The organism is Streptomyces sp. BHT-5-2, assembly GCF_019774615.1.
Lineage (GTDB): Bacteria > Actinomycetota > Actinomycetes > Streptomycetales > Streptomycetaceae > Streptomyces.
The window spans coordinates 4,195,862-4,212,020 of the sequence record NZ_CP081496.1; the positions used below are offsets into that span (position 1 = coordinate 4,195,862).

At 72.2% G+C, this 16,159-nt stretch carries 14 protein-coding genes and 1 riboswitch; of the genes, 7 read left to right on the forward strand and 7 right to left on the reverse strand.

Annotation, left to right across the window (positions count from 1 at the left end):
* Positions 1–15: 15 nt before the first annotated feature.
* The gene (locus K2224_RS18605) at positions 16–942 is read right to left on the reverse strand and encodes an aminoglycoside phosphotransferase family protein (RefSeq protein WP_221907640.1); all 927 of its coding nucleotides are present in this window, start codon (positions 940–942) and stop codon (positions 16–18) included.
* Positions 943–1,054: 112 nt separating this feature from the next.
* Positions 1,055–1,275: riboswitch (cobalamin riboswitch) on the forward strand.
* 163 nt (positions 1,276–1,438) lie between these two features.
* Between K2224_RS18605 and metE the strand changes: the two genes are divergently transcribed.
* Positions 1,439–3,766: a 5-methyltetrahydropteroyltriglutamate--homocysteine S-methyltransferase gene (gene metE, locus K2224_RS18610; protein ID WP_221907641.1), complete on the forward strand. Its 2,328-nt coding sequence runs from the start codon at positions 1,439–1,441 to the stop codon at positions 3,764–3,766.
* Positions 3,767–3,851: 85 nt separating this feature from the next.
* On the opposite strand, the gene K2224_RS18615 is transcribed toward metE, so the two are convergent.
* Positions 3,852–4,655: a sulfite exporter TauE/SafE family protein gene (locus tag K2224_RS18615; RefSeq protein WP_221907642.1), complete on the reverse strand. Its 804-nt coding sequence runs from the start codon at positions 4,653–4,655 to the stop codon at positions 3,852–3,854.
* A gap of 85 nt (positions 4,656–4,740) precedes the next feature.
* Between K2224_RS18615 and K2224_RS18620 the strand changes: the two genes are divergently transcribed.
* The 3 genes from K2224_RS18620 (at position 4,741) to K2224_RS18630 (ending at position 7,213) form a co-directional block, all read left to right on the forward strand.
* Entirely contained in the window at positions 4,741–5,505 is a 765-nt protein-coding gene (locus K2224_RS18620; protein ID WP_221907643.1) for a helix-turn-helix domain-containing protein, read from the forward strand.
* Positions 5,506–5,603: 98 nt separating this feature from the next.
* Entirely contained in the window at positions 5,604–6,497 is an 894-nt protein-coding gene (locus K2224_RS18625) for a DUF4190 domain-containing protein (protein ID WP_221907644.1), read from the forward strand.
* 143 nt (positions 6,498–6,640) lie between these two features.
* Positions 6,641–7,213 carry a MarR family winged helix-turn-helix transcriptional regulator gene (locus tag K2224_RS18630; protein ID WP_221907645.1) on the forward strand — a complete coding sequence of 191 codons (573 nt, stop codon included), beginning with the start codon at positions 6,641–6,643 and terminating at the stop codon, positions 7,211–7,213.
* Between the two features lie 51 nt (positions 7,214–7,264).
* Here the strand turns inward: K2224_RS18630 and K2224_RS18635 are convergent, their stop codons facing one another.
* Positions 7,265–8,389, reverse strand: coding sequence for an FAD-dependent monooxygenase (locus K2224_RS18635; RefSeq protein WP_221907646.1), 1,125 nt, complete (start codon positions 8,387–8,389; stop codon positions 7,265–7,267).
* A gap of 180 nt (positions 8,390–8,569) precedes the next feature.
* On the opposite strand from K2224_RS18635, the gene K2224_RS18640 reads away from it, so the two are divergent.
* Complete coding sequence (locus K2224_RS18640; protein ID WP_221907647.1) at positions 8,570–9,547, forward strand: TetR/AcrR family transcriptional regulator C-terminal domain-containing protein; 978 nt, start codon at positions 8,570–8,572, stop codon at positions 9,545–9,547.
* Positions 9,548–9,587: 40 nt separating this feature from the next.
* On the opposite strand, the gene K2224_RS18645 is transcribed toward K2224_RS18640, so the two are convergent.
* Together K2224_RS18645 and K2224_RS18650 are read right to left on the reverse strand one after the other, a co-directional pair.
* Positions 9,588–10,838 (reverse strand): PP2C family protein-serine/threonine phosphatase, encoded by a 1,251-nt coding sequence (locus tag K2224_RS18645; protein WP_221907648.1) that lies wholly within the window; start codon positions 10,836–10,838, stop codon positions 9,588–9,590.
* Positions 10,839–10,890: 52 nt separating this feature from the next.
* Positions 10,891–11,835: an amidohydrolase family protein gene (locus K2224_RS18650; RefSeq protein WP_221907649.1), complete on the reverse strand. Its 945-nt coding sequence runs from the start codon at positions 11,833–11,835 to the stop codon at positions 10,891–10,893.
* A 58-nt stretch (positions 11,836–11,893) separates the two neighbouring features.
* Between K2224_RS18650 and K2224_RS18655 the strand changes: the two genes are divergently transcribed.
* A complete protein-coding gene (locus K2224_RS18655; RefSeq protein ID WP_221907650.1) occupies positions 11,894–12,409 on the forward strand; it encodes a MarR family winged helix-turn-helix transcriptional regulator in 516 nt (171 codons plus the stop codon).
* Between the two features lie 675 nt (positions 12,410–13,084).
* On the opposite strand, the gene K2224_RS18660 is transcribed toward K2224_RS18655, so the two are convergent.
* Positions 13,085–13,651 carry a TetR family transcriptional regulator gene (locus tag K2224_RS18660; protein ID WP_221907651.1) on the reverse strand — a complete coding sequence of 189 codons (567 nt, stop codon included), beginning with the start codon at positions 13,649–13,651 and terminating at the stop codon, positions 13,085–13,087.
* A 122-nt stretch (positions 13,652–13,773) separates the two neighbouring features.
* Between K2224_RS18660 and K2224_RS18665 the strand changes: the two genes are divergently transcribed.
* A complete protein-coding gene (locus tag K2224_RS18665) occupies positions 13,774–14,673 on the forward strand; it encodes an SDR family oxidoreductase (protein ID WP_221907652.1) in 900 nt (299 codons plus the stop codon).
* 32 nt (positions 14,674–14,705) lie between these two features.
* Here K2224_RS18665 and K2224_RS18670 read toward each other — a convergent pair whose 3' ends face one another.
* On the reverse strand, positions 14,706–15,869 hold the full coding sequence (locus tag K2224_RS18670; protein ID WP_221907653.1) for a CaiB/BaiF CoA-transferase family protein: 1,164 nt from the start codon (positions 15,867–15,869) through the stop codon (positions 14,706–14,708).
* Between the last annotated feature and the right edge of the window lie 290 nt (positions 15,870–16,159).

Consider the following 16,159-nt stretch of genomic DNA (forward strand, 5'->3'; position numbering starts at 1 on the left):
CCGCCCGGATCCGGCTCAGTCGGGGACGGCCAGTTCCTCCCGCAGCCCTTCCAGCGCCGTGTGGTCGTCGTCGTTGCCCAGGTGGGGCGCGGCGAACCAGTCGGTGTACGCGGAGATCTCGGACAGTCGCCAGTCGAGGGCGAACAACTCCAGCAGCGCCGGATCGTGCGGCACCTCCGCGCCGGCGGCGAGCAGATCCCCGTAGTCCCGCTCGCGCGGGGCGAGGGCCAGCGATTCCCAGTCGACCAGACGCAGCCCGAAGGGGCCGACGAGTTGGTTGGCGTGGTGCGGCTCACCGTGCGTCGGCACCCAACGGTCGCGGTGGGCGAGCGCACTCCCGGCCAGTTGGTGGTAACGCGCCGTCCAGTGCCGGACGGCGTCGACGCGGGCGGCGATCGCGTGCCGTGCCTCCTCCCCCAGCGGGCCGGTCGTCCAGGGCCGGGCGGTGCGGGCCCGCACCTCGTCGGCGAACGCGGGGCCGACCTGCGGGGCCCAGGCAGGCAGGCCGTTCGGCGGCTCGGTGCCGTGCAACGCGGCCAGTGCGGCGGTGACTTCGCCGAGGTGGGCGGGCTCGCGGGCCTCCGCTTCGGTCGGCGTGCGCCCGGCCAGCCACGGCGTCACGCTCAGGGCGCCGTCCGCGACGGCGACGGTGAACCGGCCGGATCGTCGCGGCAGCGGTGCGCACACCGCCGCCAGTCCGCCGGCGGCCAGCGCGGCGGCCCCCGCATAGGCCGCTTCCAGCGATGCCGCGGTGTGCCGGGGCGCCAACTGGTCCAGGGTGACGAACAGGGTCGTGCCACCGCCGGAGATCCGCCAGTGATGGGCACCGAATCCCCAGGGCAGATAGCCGGCCTCGGTGACCTTCGCGTTCTCGGGCAGCCAGTGTGCGGCGACCGTGTCCGCGATGACGTCGTCACTGGGAAAGGGCGGTCGGGAGCGCATGGGAATCGACCCAACCACACTGCCTCGTCCCGGGCACCCGGATTTCCCGCCGTCGGCCGCCGGGCTCCTCCGGATCGTGGACTCGACGCCCCATCGGGCTCCCGCACCCTCTAAGGTGATCAGTGCAGCTGGTTCGCCCCGTCCGCCAGACGGGAGCGTCGTAAGAGGGAACCCGGTGGGAATCCGGGACTGCCCCGCAGCGGTGAGCGGGAACGACCGCCGTCATACGCACTGGACCCGAGGTACGGGGTCCGGGAAGCGACGGCCAGTAGGTGTCCTCATAGGAGGACGTGCCCGCGAGTCCGAAGACCTGCCAACTGCCCGTGCGCGAACGATTCGTGCGCGGACATCCCGGTGACCTCGAGGGCGGGTCGGCGTTCATACCAGGCGGACGATCGTGCCGTGTCGCGCACGCCCACACCGCCCGGTGCGTCGCCCTTCGCGCTCTCGTCCCGTCCCCGGGATCTCAGGGATCCATCTCGCGAAGGAGATCTCCGTGACCACCAAGTCCGCAGTCGCGGCAGCACGGGCCACCGTGTACGGCTACCCCCGGCAGGGCCGGCGCCGGGAACTCAAGAAGGCCGTCGAGGGCTACTGGAAGGGCCGCGTCACCGCGGACGCCCTCCGCGCCACGGCCGTCGAACTGCGCCGCACCAACTGGCGGCAGCTCGCCGAGGCCGGCATCCACGAGGTGCCGACCGGTGACTTCTCGTACTACGACCACGTCCTGGACACCACCGTCATGGTGGGCGCGATCCCCGCCCGGCACCGCGCCGCCGTGGCGGCCGACGCCCTGGAGGGCTACTTCGCCATGGCGCGCGGCACGCAGGACGTGGCGCCCCTGGAGATGACCAAGTGGTTCGACACCAACTACCACTACCTGGTGCCGGAGCTGGGCCCGGACACCGTGTTCACGGCCGACCCGACCAAGCAGGTCGCGGAGCTGGCCGAGGCGCTCGCGCTCGGCCTCACCGCGCGGCCCGTGCTCGTCGGCCCGGTCACCTACCTCCTGCTCGCCAAGCCCGCGCCGGGCGTGCCCGCGGACTTCGACCCGCTGACCCTGCTGGACCGGCTGCTGCCGGTGTACGCCGAGGTCCTCGCCGATCTGCGCGCGGCCGGCGCCGAGTGGGTGCAGCTCGACGAACCGGCCCTCGTGCAGGACCGCGCGCCCGCCGAACTGAACGCCGCCGAGCGCGCCTACCGCGACCTCGGTGCCCTCCCCAACCGCCCGAAGCTGCTGGTCGCCTCGTACTTCGACCGGCTCGGCGCGGCGCTTCCGGTGCTGGCCAAGGCCCCCGTGGACGGGCTTGCGCTGGACTTCACCGGGGCCGCCGGCGCCAACCTGGACGACCTCGCCGCCGTCGGCGGACTGCCCGGCAAGCGGCTGGTCGCGGGAGTGGTCAACGGCCGCAACATCTGGGTCAACGACCTGGAGAAGTCGCTGTCCACCCTGGGCACTTTGCTCGGCCTGGCCGACCGGGTCGATGTGTCCGCCTCCTGCTCGCTGCTCCATGTGCCGCTGGACGCGGCGGCCGAGCGGGAGATCCAGCCGCAGATCCTGCGCTGGCTGGCCTTCGCGAAGCAGAAGACCGCGGAGGCGGTCACCCTCGCCCGGGGCCTCGCCCAGGGCACCGACACGATCGCCGCCGAACTGGCCGCCAACCGGGCCGACCTGGCCTCCCGCGCGGCCTCGCCGATCACCCACGACCCGGCCGTACGGGCCCGTGCCGCCGCCGTCACGGAGGCCGACGCCCGCCGCCCCCAGCCCTATGCCGAGCGGGCCGCCGCGCAGCGCGCGCACCTGGGCCTGCCGCTGCTGCCGACCACCACCATCGGCTCCTTCCCGCAGACCGACGAGCTGCGGGCCGCGCGGGCCGATCTGCGCGCGGGCCGGATCGACCCGGCGGGCTACGAGGCGCGCATCAGGGCCGAGATCCAGGCGGTGATCTCGTTCCAGGAGAAGGCCGGCCTGGATGTGCTGGTGCACGGCGAGCCCGAACGCAACGACATGGTCCAGTACTTCGCCGAGCAGCTGACCGGCTACCTGGCCACCCGGCACGGCTGGGTGCAGTCCTACGGCACCCGCTACGTCCGCCCGCCGATCCTGGCCGGTGACATCTCCCGCCCGGAGCCGATGACGGTGCGCTGGACGGCGTACGCCCAGTCCCTGACCGGCCGGCCCGTCAAGGGCATGCTCACCGGCCCGGTGACCATGCTCGCCTGGTCCTTCGTCCGCGACGACCAGCCGCTCGGCGACACCGCCCGCCAGGTGGCCCTCGCCCTGCGCGACGAGGTGAACGACCTGGAGGCGGCGGGCACTTCGGTGATCCAGGTGGACGAGCCGGCGCTGCGGGAGACCCTGCCGCTGCGCGCCGCCGACCACCGGGCCTACCTGGCGTGGGCGACGGAGGCGTTCCGGCTGACCACCGGTGGCGTCCGGCCGGGCACCCAGATCCACACCCATATGTGCTATGCCGAGTTCGGTGACATCGTCCAGGCGATCGACGACCTCGACGCCGACGTCATCAGCCTGGAGGCCGCCCGCTCGCACATGCAGGTGGCGCGCGAACTGGCCGCGCACGGCTATCCGCGCGAGGCCGGGCCGGGCGTGTACGACATCCACTCCCCGCGCGTCCCGGGCACGGAGGAGGCCGCGTCCCTGCTCCGCAAGGGGCTTGCGGCCATCCCCGCCGAGCGGCTGTGGGTCAACCCGGACTGCGGTCTGAAGACCCGTGACTGGCCGGAGACCCGCGCCTCCCTGGAGAACCTGGTCGCCGCCGCCCGCACGGTCCGCGCGGAGATCGAAGTGCCCTCGGCCTCCTGACACATCGACGGTGAGGGCCGGGGCAGGGGGACCGCCCCCTGCCCCGGCCGTCCCGACGACGAGACCGGGCGCGCCCTGGCCGTGCCTAACCCGACAGCAGCATCGCCACCGCCACCAGGGCGAGCAGGCCGACATACACCTGGGCGTAGAGGCGGTCCGGGATGCGCGGCGGGCGCCGGCGCAGTACGGCGATGACCGGCAGGGCGCCCACGAGCAGCGCCGCGGCGGCGCCGATGTCGACGAGGCCGACCAGGTGCACCTGGGCGGCGTCGGCCGGCGGGAGCACGGCGGCGCCCAGGGAAACCGCGGTGGCCGGCAGGGCGATGGCCACGGTGAGCGGGTTGGCCAGGGCCGTAGCCACCCGCATCGGGTGCCCGGCTCGCCGTACCGCGGGTACCGTCATGACGCTGCCGCCCACACCGAGGAAGGCCGCGATCGCGCCGATGGGCGCGCCCAACAGGGCCGGTATCGGCCGTGGTGCGGTGGCGCTCGTCGCGACGGGTACGCGCGGGCGCAGGAAGCCGGGCCGCAGCAGCAGATCGACGATGGTCAGCGCCACGTATCCGACGAACGCCCAGCGGACCAGGGCGGCCGGGGCAAGTCGGGTGGCCAGGGCGCCCGTTGCGGCGCCGGCCGCCAGCAGGAGGAGCAGTGCGCCGCTGCCGCGCAGGGCGGCCAGTACCCGGCGTGGTGTGACGGCCGTGGCGAAGCCCGCGTTCACCACCATCACCAGGGCCGAGGTGGCGGTCGCCACCCGCATCGCGTCCGCGCCGAGCACGGCGTCCGCCCACACCACCACCGGGACCGCGACGAACCCGCCGCCGAACCCGAACACCACGGTCGTCACGCCGGTGACGAGCCCGATTCCTATCAATGCCAAAACGTCCACGGGACCACCCCACCAGTTGCGGCGACCGTCCCGCATTCGAAGATCGGCACCGTTTCTTCGCAACTCGGCCAGTACAGTGACCGGAGTGAGGAACATCGCTCTGGACTCCGTCGACCACGTCGACCGGGCGGTCCTGCCGATCGGCACCGACTACCCGTCCGGGCACGTGCTGGACTGGCACGAGCACCGGCGCGCACAGTTCCTCTACGGCGCCACCGGCGTGATGGTCGTCGACACCGCCGCGGGCACCTGGACGGTTCCGCCCGAGCGTGCCGTGCTGATTCCGGCCGCCACCCGGCATCGGGTCCGCATGCTGGGGGTGAGCACCCGGAGCCTGTACATCGAGCCGGCCGCGGTGCCCTGGTGGCCGGCCACCTGCACCGTCGTGGACGTGCCCGCGCTGCTGCGCGAACTGCTGCTGAGCGCCGTGGAGTTCGAGGCCGACTACAGCCTGTCCGGCCGGGAAGGATGCATCGCCGCGCTGCTGCTGCACGAGATCGCCGCGCGCACCCCGCTGCCGTTCCATGTCGCGATTCCCTCCTCCGGCGACCTGGCGGCGCTCTGCCGCGCCTACCTGGCCGCCCCGGATGTGGGCGTCACCAATGCCGGATGGGCCGGCCGGGCAGCCATGAGCGAACGGGCCTTCACCCGCCGGTTCCGGGCGGAGACCGGCGAGAGCCCCGCGCTCTGGCGTTCTCGCGCCCGCCTGCTCGCGGCCGTTCCGCTGCTGCGCACGGCGTCCGTCAGCGAGGTCGCCGGCCGCCTCGGCTATGCCTCCCCCGCCGCGTTCACCGCCGCCTTCACCCGCGCCTTCGGCCTGCCGCCGTCCCGCTTCGCCGCCTCCCACTAGAGCGGAGCTCCGGTGCGGCCCCCCTTGACCGCGCAAGGTAATAAATACGGAAAATGCTTGGTAATCTTCCTGTTCAGCGACGCGCGTGAAGGATCCGCATGACTACGCCCACCCCACCCGACGGTTCCACGACCGCGGATCGCCAGACACCGGAGCACGACCCGTGGGCCCCTCCGGCGCCCGACGCGGTCGACGTGCCCCGCCCCGTACACCCGGTGGCGCCCCCGGTGTATCCGGCCGCGTACCCGGTGCCCACCGGCCGGCCCAGCAACGGCATGGGCATCGCCGCACTGGTCCTCGGGCTGGTCGGATTCGGTCTGGGCATCTTCATCATCCTGTTCTGGCTCTCCTGGCTGCCCGCCCTCCTGGCCGTGGTCTTCGGCGCGGTGGGAATGAGCCAGGCACGCAAGGGCCGCGCCACCAACAAGGCCATGGCGCTCTGCGGACTCGCCCTGGGCATCGTGGGTCTGCTGATAGCCGCGGGCAGCGCGGTGTTCACCGTGGTGGCGGTCAAGCACGTCGTCGACGACGCTCGCGCGAAGGTCAAGGAGGAGAAGGCCGCCGAGGCGTCGGAGGCGGCCGAGGAGGAGAAGCGGCATCTGTCCTTCGGTGAGGCGTACACCTTCGGCAACGGTCTGAAGGTCACGATCTCCAAGCCGGCCCCGTTCACCCCGGACGCGTACGCCAACGGGCATGCCAACGGGAACAAGGCCGTCGAGGTCACGGTGACCGTGCTGAACACCGGCTCCCGGCCTGCCGACGTCGAGACCGGCATCCCGAACGTCAAGGACGCGGGCGGGGACTCGGCACAGCTGGTGATCGACGGCAGCGGCCGCCAGAAGGTCATCACCGACGCCGTCCAGCCCGGGAAGACGGTCGTCGGCAAGTACGCCTTCTCGCTGCGGCCGGAGGCTTCCGAGCGGGTCGAGGTCGAGTTCAGCCCGGACTCGCTGCGGTGGGAGGACGCCTACTGGAGCGGGCCCACCCCTTGAGGCGCGCAAACGCCTGAATCCCGCACCGGCGGAGCGTGGGCCGGACGTCATCCGACGTCCGGCCCACCTACAATTTGGCTCCGAACGGTCGCGGACTGTCGGGTGCGCGGCCGGGCCGTACACCGGCGACTGTAGGAGGGCCCGTGCCAGGCCAACGTTCCCTCATCGAGGCCGAGAAGTTCGTCGAGACCAAGCTCGGCGGCGTCCCGATCGGACAGGACCAGATGGCGGTGGTGGCCACCATCTACCGGGCGGCCGCGACCGTTCGGCAGCATCTGGAGAACTCCGTGCTGCGCGGGGCGGACCTGACGTGGACGGCGTTCGTCGTGCTGTGGGTGATCTGGATCTGGGGCGAGTCGGAGACCCGTTACGTCGCCGAGGAGGCCGGGATCTCCAAGGGCACCCTGACCGGGGTCGCCCGCACCCTGGAGTCCCGCGGGCTGCTCCGGCGGACCGGCCACCCCGACGACGGCCGCCTGGTGCTGCTCAGTCTCACCGAGGACGGCGAGGCGCTGATGCACCGTCTGTTCCCGCAGTTCAACGCGGAGGAGGTGTTCGTCACCGAAGCGCTCGACGCGTCGGAGTGCCAATGGACGGCGGAGCTGCTGCGCCGGATCGTGGTGCAGGTCGAGACGCACGGCGAGGAGCGCCGGACGGAACTCCTGGACGGCGCGGAGCCGGCGCGCCGCCGCAGCGGACGGCGGCCCAGGACCTGATTCCCCCCGCCGTCCGAACCACGGGCGAGGTCGCGGCCGCCGTCAGCCCGCTCATCCGTCGAGCGCAATGGCGTTCTTGGCGCGCTCCACGGACGCCCCGGCGGCCGGTGCGCCGGGGTTCTCGGTGGCCAGCGCCTGGTTGAGCGCGACGAACGGGCGCATGCGCTCCTCGTAGGCGGCGAACGCCGCTCGGTGGTCGCCCTCGGCACGGCGCAGCGCGTCGGCGAGGACATGGGCGCCGACGAGAGCGAGGCTGGTCCCCTGGCCGGAGAGCGGTGAGGCGCAGTATCCGGCGTCGCCCAGCAGCACCGTCCGGCCGTGCGACCAGCGGTCCAGGTGTACCTGTGTCATCGCGTCGAAGTAGAAGTCCGGCGCCTCCCACAGCGCCTTCAGCAGCCTGGGGGTCTCCCAGTGCAGCTCCGCCATCCGGTCGGCCACCGCCTGCTTCTGCCGTTCGGGGTCGCGGTCGACGGCTGTGGCCGGCCGGGCCGCGAAGCCGAACGAGATCCGCAACTCGCTGTTGTCGCGCACGGGATAGATGCCGTAGCCGGCCTCGCCGTCCCTGAGCCACACCTGCCAGTCCTCCAGGGCCAGGAAGTTGTCCGCACTGAAGATCGCCAGCTGCATGCCCAGCGGGCGGGTGAACCGCTCCGCCGGCCCGAAGGCCAGGCGCCGTACGCCCGAGTGCAGTCCGTCCGCCCCCACGACCAGGTCGAACGTCCGTGGGCGGGCGTGCCCGAAGGCGACCCGGACACCGGTCGCGTCCTGGTCGAGCGCGGTGATGCTGTCCCCGAAGAGGAACTCGACGTCGGTTCCGGCGCGTTGGTGCAGCAGGCGCACCAAGTCCTCGCGCAGCAGCTCGATGTCGTCGCTGTCGAGCCGGCCGCTGCTGAAGGTCGCCTCGGTGGACCGGCCGATCTCCCGCCCGTCGCCGTCCAAGACGGACATCCCCCGCATCCGGGTGCGGCGGTCCCGGACCGCGCCCAACAGCCCCATCCGGTCGACGACTTCGAGTGCGACGCCCCGGATGTCGACCGCCTGGCCGCCGCGGCGTATTCCCGGCGCGCTGTCCACGACCGTGATGGCGACGCCGTCCCGACACAGGAGGGAGGCGAGCGCGGCCCCCGCGACACCGGCACCGGAAATGAGCACGGTCTTCGTGCGTGCAGTCTTCATGTGGACAAGCCCCTTCATACGCTGTACGCGACTGAATGTACGACGTATGCGCGGCGGCACCAACTGGCCTTTGTGGCTTGCTGTTCTAGTCCAGAGGCGACTTTCCCGCCCTCCGCGCTGGTAGGGTCTGAACTAGTACAGCTGCCGCGGGCGCGAAAAATTTCTCAGGGAGCCGACGACATGGCCGCGACCTCCGACCCGCCGTTCCGGCGCATCGCCGACGAGATCGGCCGCCGCATCCTCGACGGCACCATCGCCCCGGGCGAGCGTGTGCCGTCGACCCGGCAGATCGCCCGTGAGTGGGGAGTCGCACTGGCCACCGCCACCAAGGCGTTGACCACGCTGCGCCTGGAGGGGCTGGTCGAGGCCCACCCCCGGGTCGGCACCGTGGCGGTGGCCGGGGACCGTACGCCGTCGCCGGAGCGGCCTTCCGCGGCCAGGCGCCGCTCACCGTCCCCGGCCGCCTCCGAGCACGATCTGTCCCGTGAGCGGATCGTCCGCGCGGCGACGGAGATCGCGGACAGCGAGGGACTGGCGTCGGTGTCCATGCGGAGCGTCGCCGCCCGGCTCGGTGTCGCCGCCATGTCCCCGTACCGGTACGTCGCAGGCAAGGACGACCTCGTACGGCTGATGGCCGACGCGGCGTTCGGCGAGGAGAGCTATCCGGCCACCCCGCCGGAGGACTGGCGCGCCAGGCTGGAACTCGGTGCGCACACCCTGTGGCGGATCTACCGCAGGCACCCCTGGCTCGCACAGGTCGACACGCTCACCCGCCCGCTGATGCTGCCGGAGTTGATGGTCCACGCCGAGTGGGCACTCGCCGCCCTGGACGGCCATGGCCTCGAACCGGCGGCCATGTTCGACCTGCACGTCCTCCTCTACAGCTATGTGCAGGGGATCGCCGTGCACCTGGAGCGCGCGGCTCAGGCCGAGGCGGCCACCGGGCTGTCCGCGGACCAGTGGATGGACCGTCAGACCTCGGCCTATGAGGCGATCGTCGCGGCCGACCGCTGTCCGGTCTTCACCCGAACCGCACGCAGCCTGGACGGCGGCTACGACCTCGACCTGGACGCCTTGTTCACGTTCGGGCTCAAGCCGCTGCTCGACGGCATCGCCCTGGCCGTGCAGGGCGGGCCCACCCACCGCACGAGGAAGTGAACCGGGCCGTCCACCTCGTCCGCCCCGTCCGCGGCCACGATCACGACGGGCGGGTGTCCTCGGGCGCCGAGGAGCCGGACCAGGCGCGTGTGGAGTCCGGCGGGTCGGCTGCCGGTACTTCCTCGTGCGAGGAGTGGCCGAATCCGCCGAGCCGCAGGCCGCGCACGGTGTGCCGGCCGCGGTGCACGGTGGGTGTGCGGTGCAGCGCGATGAGTGCCGCGTCGTCGGCGAGGCGCCCGCCGACATGGGCGAGGAGATCGCGCCGGATGTGGTGCAGCAACGTCTCCGGGCTGTTCCCCGTCCACTGGGCGGCCCGTTCGTCGAACGGGTAGAAGTCGCCGGCGGCGTCGCGGGCCTCGACGACGCCGTCGGTGTAGAGCAGCAGCGTGTCGCCCGGCTGGAAGGAGACCACGTCCAGGGAGTAGCCGGCCGGGCCGACGCCTCCGATCCCCAACGGGGGCGCGGGATGCAGACTCGGGGCGGTGACGGCGCCCCCGGGGCTGAGCAGCAGGGGCGGGGGGTGACCGCAGCTGGTCATGCGGGTGATGTGGTCACCGTCGGGGACCTCCAGCAGCAAGGTGGTGGCGAACCGCTCCCCCGCCTCCTCCGCCGGCTCGAAGTCCGTGAGGTAGCGGGCGACGCTCTCCTCCAGGGTGGCGGCGAGATCCTGCAGGGTGGTGTGCCGGTGGGCGGCCTCGCGGAAGGCCCCCAGCAGCAGGGCGGCCTCGCCGATGGCGGACAGGCCCTTGCCCCGTACGTCTCCGATCATCACCCGGACCGCGCTGTCGGTGCGGGTGGCGGCGTAGAGGTCCCCGCCGATCTGCGCCTCGTCCTCGGCGGCCAGGTACAGACAGGCGATCTGCAGCGGTCCGATCCGCTCCGGCAGCGGCCACAGCAGCACATGCTGGGCGGCCTCGGCCACCGACCGCACCTGCGCCAGCTCCGCGCGGTACCGTTCCCGCGCCAGGCAGAAGAAGACCACCAGGCCCGACAGCACCGCGATCGCCAGGATCTGCACCAGCACGTTGCGGGTGAACAGCACATCGAAGTGCCAGCCGATGAAGGCCTGCGCCGCCACGGTCAGCAGCCCGATCAAGCCGGTCCGCCACGGTCCGGCGAACGACGCGGTGATCGCCGGCGCGATCACCAGCAGCGGCCCGAGATGCACATCGGCCGGCACCAGCAGGTCCACGACCGAGATCGTCACGATGAGCACGAGCGGAATCAACAGCAGCGCATGGCTCGACTTCCACGGCTGCCGCGTACCGGCCACGAGCTGCCGGACAGCCACCTCTCCACCATGCACCGGCCCCTGCCGGCGCACCAACGCCGCCGGTACGGCGTCAGCGGGCGAGACGGGGGAAGAGGGCCTCGGCGTTGCCGCGGTCGATGGCCCGGGCCTGGCCCGGGGTGTAGTGGGGGTAGGTCTCCAGGTGGTGGTTGTAGTAGGTGCCGGCTTCCTGGGGCGCGAAGGGCCAGTCACTGCCGTAGAGGACGTGGCCCGGTTCGGCGAAGGCGAGCAGGGCGGGCAGGGAGCTGGGGCTGGCGGACAGCGCGGTGTCGAAGTAGAAGCGCTTGAGGTCGCGCAGCACGTCGTCGGCGTCGCGGTCCGGGTCCACCGCGAGGGGGGCCAGGCCGGAGAAGCGGTACGCGGCGTAGGGCAGGAAGCCGCCGCCGTGGGAGAGGATCACACGGAGGCTCGGGTGACGGCGCAGCACGCCCTTGAGCACGAGGTCGAGGGCGCTGCGGGTGGTGTCGAAGACGAAGTCGGCCAGCGGTGCGGGGGTGCCTGGCAGCAGTGGCAGCGGGGGCTGGGCGGGGTGGACGAAGACGACGGCCGCACGTCGGTCGAGTTCGTCCCACAGGGGCTCGTAGGACGGGTCGCCGAGGTAGCGGCCGTGCGCGTTGGACATCAGCACGACACCGTCGGCGTCCAGGGTGTCCAGCGCGTGGACGGCCTCGGCGAGGGCCGCATCGACGTCGGGCAGGGGGATGCCGGCGAAGTGGCCGAAGCGGTCGGGGCGGTCCTTGACGACCTCGGCGGTGTACTCGTTGACGGCGCGGGCCAGGGTGCGGGCCTCGGCGTCGCCGGCGAGGTGGACGCCGGGCGCGGTGACCGAGAGCACGCCGGTGGCGATGCCCTGCCGGTCCATCATCGCGATCGCGCTGTCCGGGCTCCAGGCCGGGATGGGCCAGCCGCCGGAGTCCAGACCGTGTGCGGCGAGGGCGTCGGCCCAGACCGGCGGAACGATGTGCTGGTGGACGTCTATGCGTGCGGGGAATTCCATGATCCTTAGCTCCCTATTACCTAGCTCGCTAATGAATTCATTGAGTAAGCTAACAGTCATGCCAGACACGAGCAAGGGCTCCGCCGCCGACCACCGGGACCCCGCCTCCGACCAAGTCGGTGTGGAGGAGTTGGCCCAGGCGGCCGACCGGCTGTTCTACGCCATGCGCCGCTCACGGGCCGCCACCGTCGGCCGCTCCGCGGCCGGACTCTCCATGGCCCAGCTGGCCCTGCTCGTCCCGCTCACGGAAGACGCCGGGGGCGACGGTCTGCCGGTCGGCCGGCTCGCCACCAACGCGGACATCAGCGTCCCCACCGCCACCCGGATGCTCAAACAACTGGAGGCCAACGGCGTCGTCACCCGGCGGCGCTCCGAGCAGGACGAACGCCAGGTCCTCATCCGTCTCACCGACGACGGCACCCGGCGGCTCACCACCATGCGCACCGAACTACGCGCACGCCAGTCCCGGGCACTGTCGCAGTTCACACCCGAGGAACGGCACACCCTCGCCGCCCAACTGCACCGCCTCGCCGGCATCATCGCCGACACGATGACCGGGCCGGAACACCACTAGGTCCTCACCGGAACGCGCGCAGCCCCCTCCCACCGGTCTCAGGGCGCCGTACGCACCGGTCGCCGACCTGACCGTTCACCCCGTTCCCGTCGACGGCCGGGGCCTCGACATCACCGCACTCGCGGCCACCCCGGCCCGGGCGGTGCTCGCGACCCCGGCGCACCACTTCCGACCCGGCCCGGGTGGTCTATGGGGGCATCTACGGGGGCACCACGGCCAAGACCCTCGCCCCTGCGATGCGGCTCGGGTGGCTGGTCTCCCACCCCGGCCCCGCGGGCCGGCGACGGAGCGCGTGGTGCGCCAACAGGCGCCGCCACTCGATCAGTTGGCGCTGGTCGAACTCATCCGCAGCGGGCCGTTCGACCGCCATGTCCACCGTACGCGACGCGAGCACCGGCGACGTCGGGACCATCTGGTCGCCGCCGGACTGCCGCTCACCGGCCTCGCGGCCGGGCTGCACGCCCTGCTATCGATCCGCGACGAGGACGCGGTGATCGCCGACGCCCGCGCCCGGTCCGTCGCGCTGCTGGGGCCGGGGCCGTTCTGGCACGGGGCGCCCCGTGCGCACGGCCTGATCGTCGGCTACGGCCGACCGCCGAGCAGCACCGCGTACTCGGCTGTGGACCAGCTCATCGCCTTGGTCACCTCGCGGGTCCCGGCGATCCGCCCCCGGGGTCATGCGCCCGCGGTGACGGCCTTGAGCTCGTCGAGCGACTGCCGGATGAGATGCGGCAGGTCCTGCTCCTCGGCTGCGCCGACCCACCGCTCGAACGCGATCTTGAACACGGCGACGCCAGCCTCGGCCGTGAGGCTCGCGGCCGGCTCGCCGACACCGCGGCGGCGCAGGGTGTCGGCGAGGGCCGTGGACAGCGAGGCGAGCTTGATCAACTCGCGTTCCCGGAGCTCCGCGTTGGCCGTGATGACGGCCTGGCGCCGGCAGGCTCCGTCGAAGCGCTCTGCGAACTGCGCGGCGGCGGCATCGAGCGCCGCGGCCACCGCGTCGATCGGTGCCGCACTCTCCGGCGCCTCGGCGACGGTGTCCACGAGGAGGTCCTGGAGCGAGCCGGCGCCGGCGAACAGGACTTCTCGCTTGTCGGGGAAGTAGCGGAAGAACGTGCGCTCCGTCAGGCCGGCGCGCTTGGCGATCTCCGCCACGGTGGTCTGTTCGTATCCGCGCTCGGTGTAGAGCTCCAATGCCGCCTGCTCAAGTCGGCCACGCGCGTTGGGCTCCCATCGACTCATGGCCCGCATCCTACGCGATGACAGTCACTGACATCGAGTGCTATGGCTGATGTCAGTGACTGACATCAGCCCGTCCTCGGCGCATGCTGCGCGGAGGACGGTGGAGCGCTAGGAGTCCCCTCATGCGTGTATTCGTCACCGGCGCGTCCGGCTTCATCGGTTCCGCCGTCGTTCCCGAACTCATCGGCGCGGGCCACGAAGTCCTCGGGCTCGCGCGCTCGGACGCCTCGGCCGACGCCCTGACGGCCGCCGGGGCACAGGTGCATCGCGGCTCTCTGGAAGACCCCGACAGCCTGCGCACCGGCGCCGCGGCGACCGACGGCGTCGTCCACCTCGCCTTCATCCACGACTTCTCGCGGTACGAGCACGCGGCACGCACCGATCTGCGTGCCATCGAGGCGCTCGGTGGCGCACTGGAGGGTTCCGACCGGCCCCTGGTCATCGCGTCCGGCACGATAGCGATCACCGAAGGCCGGGCGGCCACCGAACGGGACGTACCCGCGCCCGGTGCGGTCGCCGCCCCTCGGGCCGCCGCGGCGCAGGCCGCGCTCGCCTTCGCCGCACGCGGGGTGCGCTCGTCGGTGCTGCGCCTGCCCCCGTCGGTGCACGGCGAAGGGGATCACGGCTTCGTCAGGGCCCTCATCGACATCGCTCACGACAAGGGCGTCTCCGCCTATGTCGGCGACGGCGGCAACCGCTGGTGCGCCGTGCACCGGAGCGATGCGGCACGGCTGTTCCGCCTCGCCCTGGAGAAGGCCCCGGCCGGGTCCGTGCTGCATGGCGTCGCCGAAGAAGGCGTACCGTTTCGCAGCGTCGCCGAGGTGATCGGCCGACAGCTGGGCCTTCCGACCGCCTCCGTCTCATCCGACGACGCGGAGCGGCACTTCGGCTGGCTGGGCCGCTTTGTCGCGGCCGACGTCCGGACATCGAGCGCACTGACCCGCGAGCTGTTGGGCTGGCGGCCGACCCACCAGGGACTCATAGCGGACCTGGAGCAGGGGCACTACTTCGGGCGGCGGTAGGCTCGCATCTCTTCACGGGGCGCTGCCTGCGCTCACCGGACGGCGCCTTCCGCCTTGAGGGCTTCGACCTCTGTCGTGGTGAAGCCGACCTCCTCCAGTATCTCCAGGGTGTGTTCGCCGACGGCGGGCGCCGGACGGTCGCGCTCCGGGCCGTCGTGGGCGTAGGCGAACGCCGCGACCGGAACCGTCGGGTCACCGTTCACGCCGGGGTGCAGAAAGGGGCGGTGGCCGAGCTGGTCGTCGGCGGTGATCTCGGCAAGGGTGCGGAGGCGTTCTCCGGGCAGGCCGTGTGCGTGGACCCAGTCCTCCCATGCGGCCGCGGTACGACTCAGGAAGACGCCTGCCAGCGCCTGGCGCATGGCCTGGCTGTGGCGGTACAGGCTCTCGAAGTCGGCGAGGTCGCGAAATTGCGGGTGATCGTGGCCCTCGCTCGCCAGCGCGGTCCACAGTCTGCGGTTCTGGTCGGGCGTCGGGGTGCCCAGGACGAACACCCCGTCCGCGGTGCGGTACGCGCCCAGCCCGGCTTCCGGTGGCGCCTGCCAGTCCGGTGCGTGCAGATGAGCCGCCAGGTGCGGGCCCATCAGCATCAGGGCGGTGTCGAGCATCGAGCAGTCGATCCGCTGGCCACGGCCGTCGCGGTCCCGGCCGTACAGGGCCGCGGCGATCGCGAAGGCGGCGTTGTAGCCGCTGGCGTAGTCGACGAACGGGAGGTCGGGCTTGTGGCCGCCGCAGCGGTCGATGATTCCCGAGGCCGCCTGGATCACGTTGTCATAGGCGGTCACCCCGGCACGCGGGCCCTGCTGCCCGTAGCCGGTCATCGAGCAGTGGATCAGGCGCGGATTGAGCCGGGCCAACCGCCCGGGCCCCAGGCCGAGTTCCTCCAGTGCCCCGGCCCGGTAGTTCTCCACCACGACATCGGCCGTACGGACCATGCGCCGGAAGACCCGCCGACCGCCCGGCGTCTTCAGGTCCAGCGCCATGGCCCGCTTGCTGCCGCCCTGGACCTGGTAGTTCACCCCTCGCCGCTGGCGGTTGAGCGCGGGATCCGGCCCCTTGAACCGCACGAAGTCCGGCCGGTCCGGCGGCTCGATCTTGATCACGTCGGCACCGAGTACCGCCAGCTGATAGGTGGCGAACGGTCCGGCGAGAACGTGCGTGAGATCGAGTATCCGCACTCCGTCGAACGGTCGGGGCATCCCGTCTTCCTCCGTCGCGTAAGCCGTCTGACGTGGTGCCTGGTCGAGGTGCCCGACGAGCGTCTCAGACGCCGGCCCGGCGGGCCAGGGCGCATACCGGCAACGATCGTCATCTGGCTCGGAAACACCGTCCAGAAGTCCTCGGCAACGCCTTCCGTGGCATCGGCAACGCACCCTCGGCCCATGGCGGTATCGGCAGGCACAGGCGCCGGTTTCGTAGCACATGCCGTTCACCGGCGAGCGCGGAACGCCGGTGCCACCGTTGGCGATGGCCTGGAGCACCTGGTCCG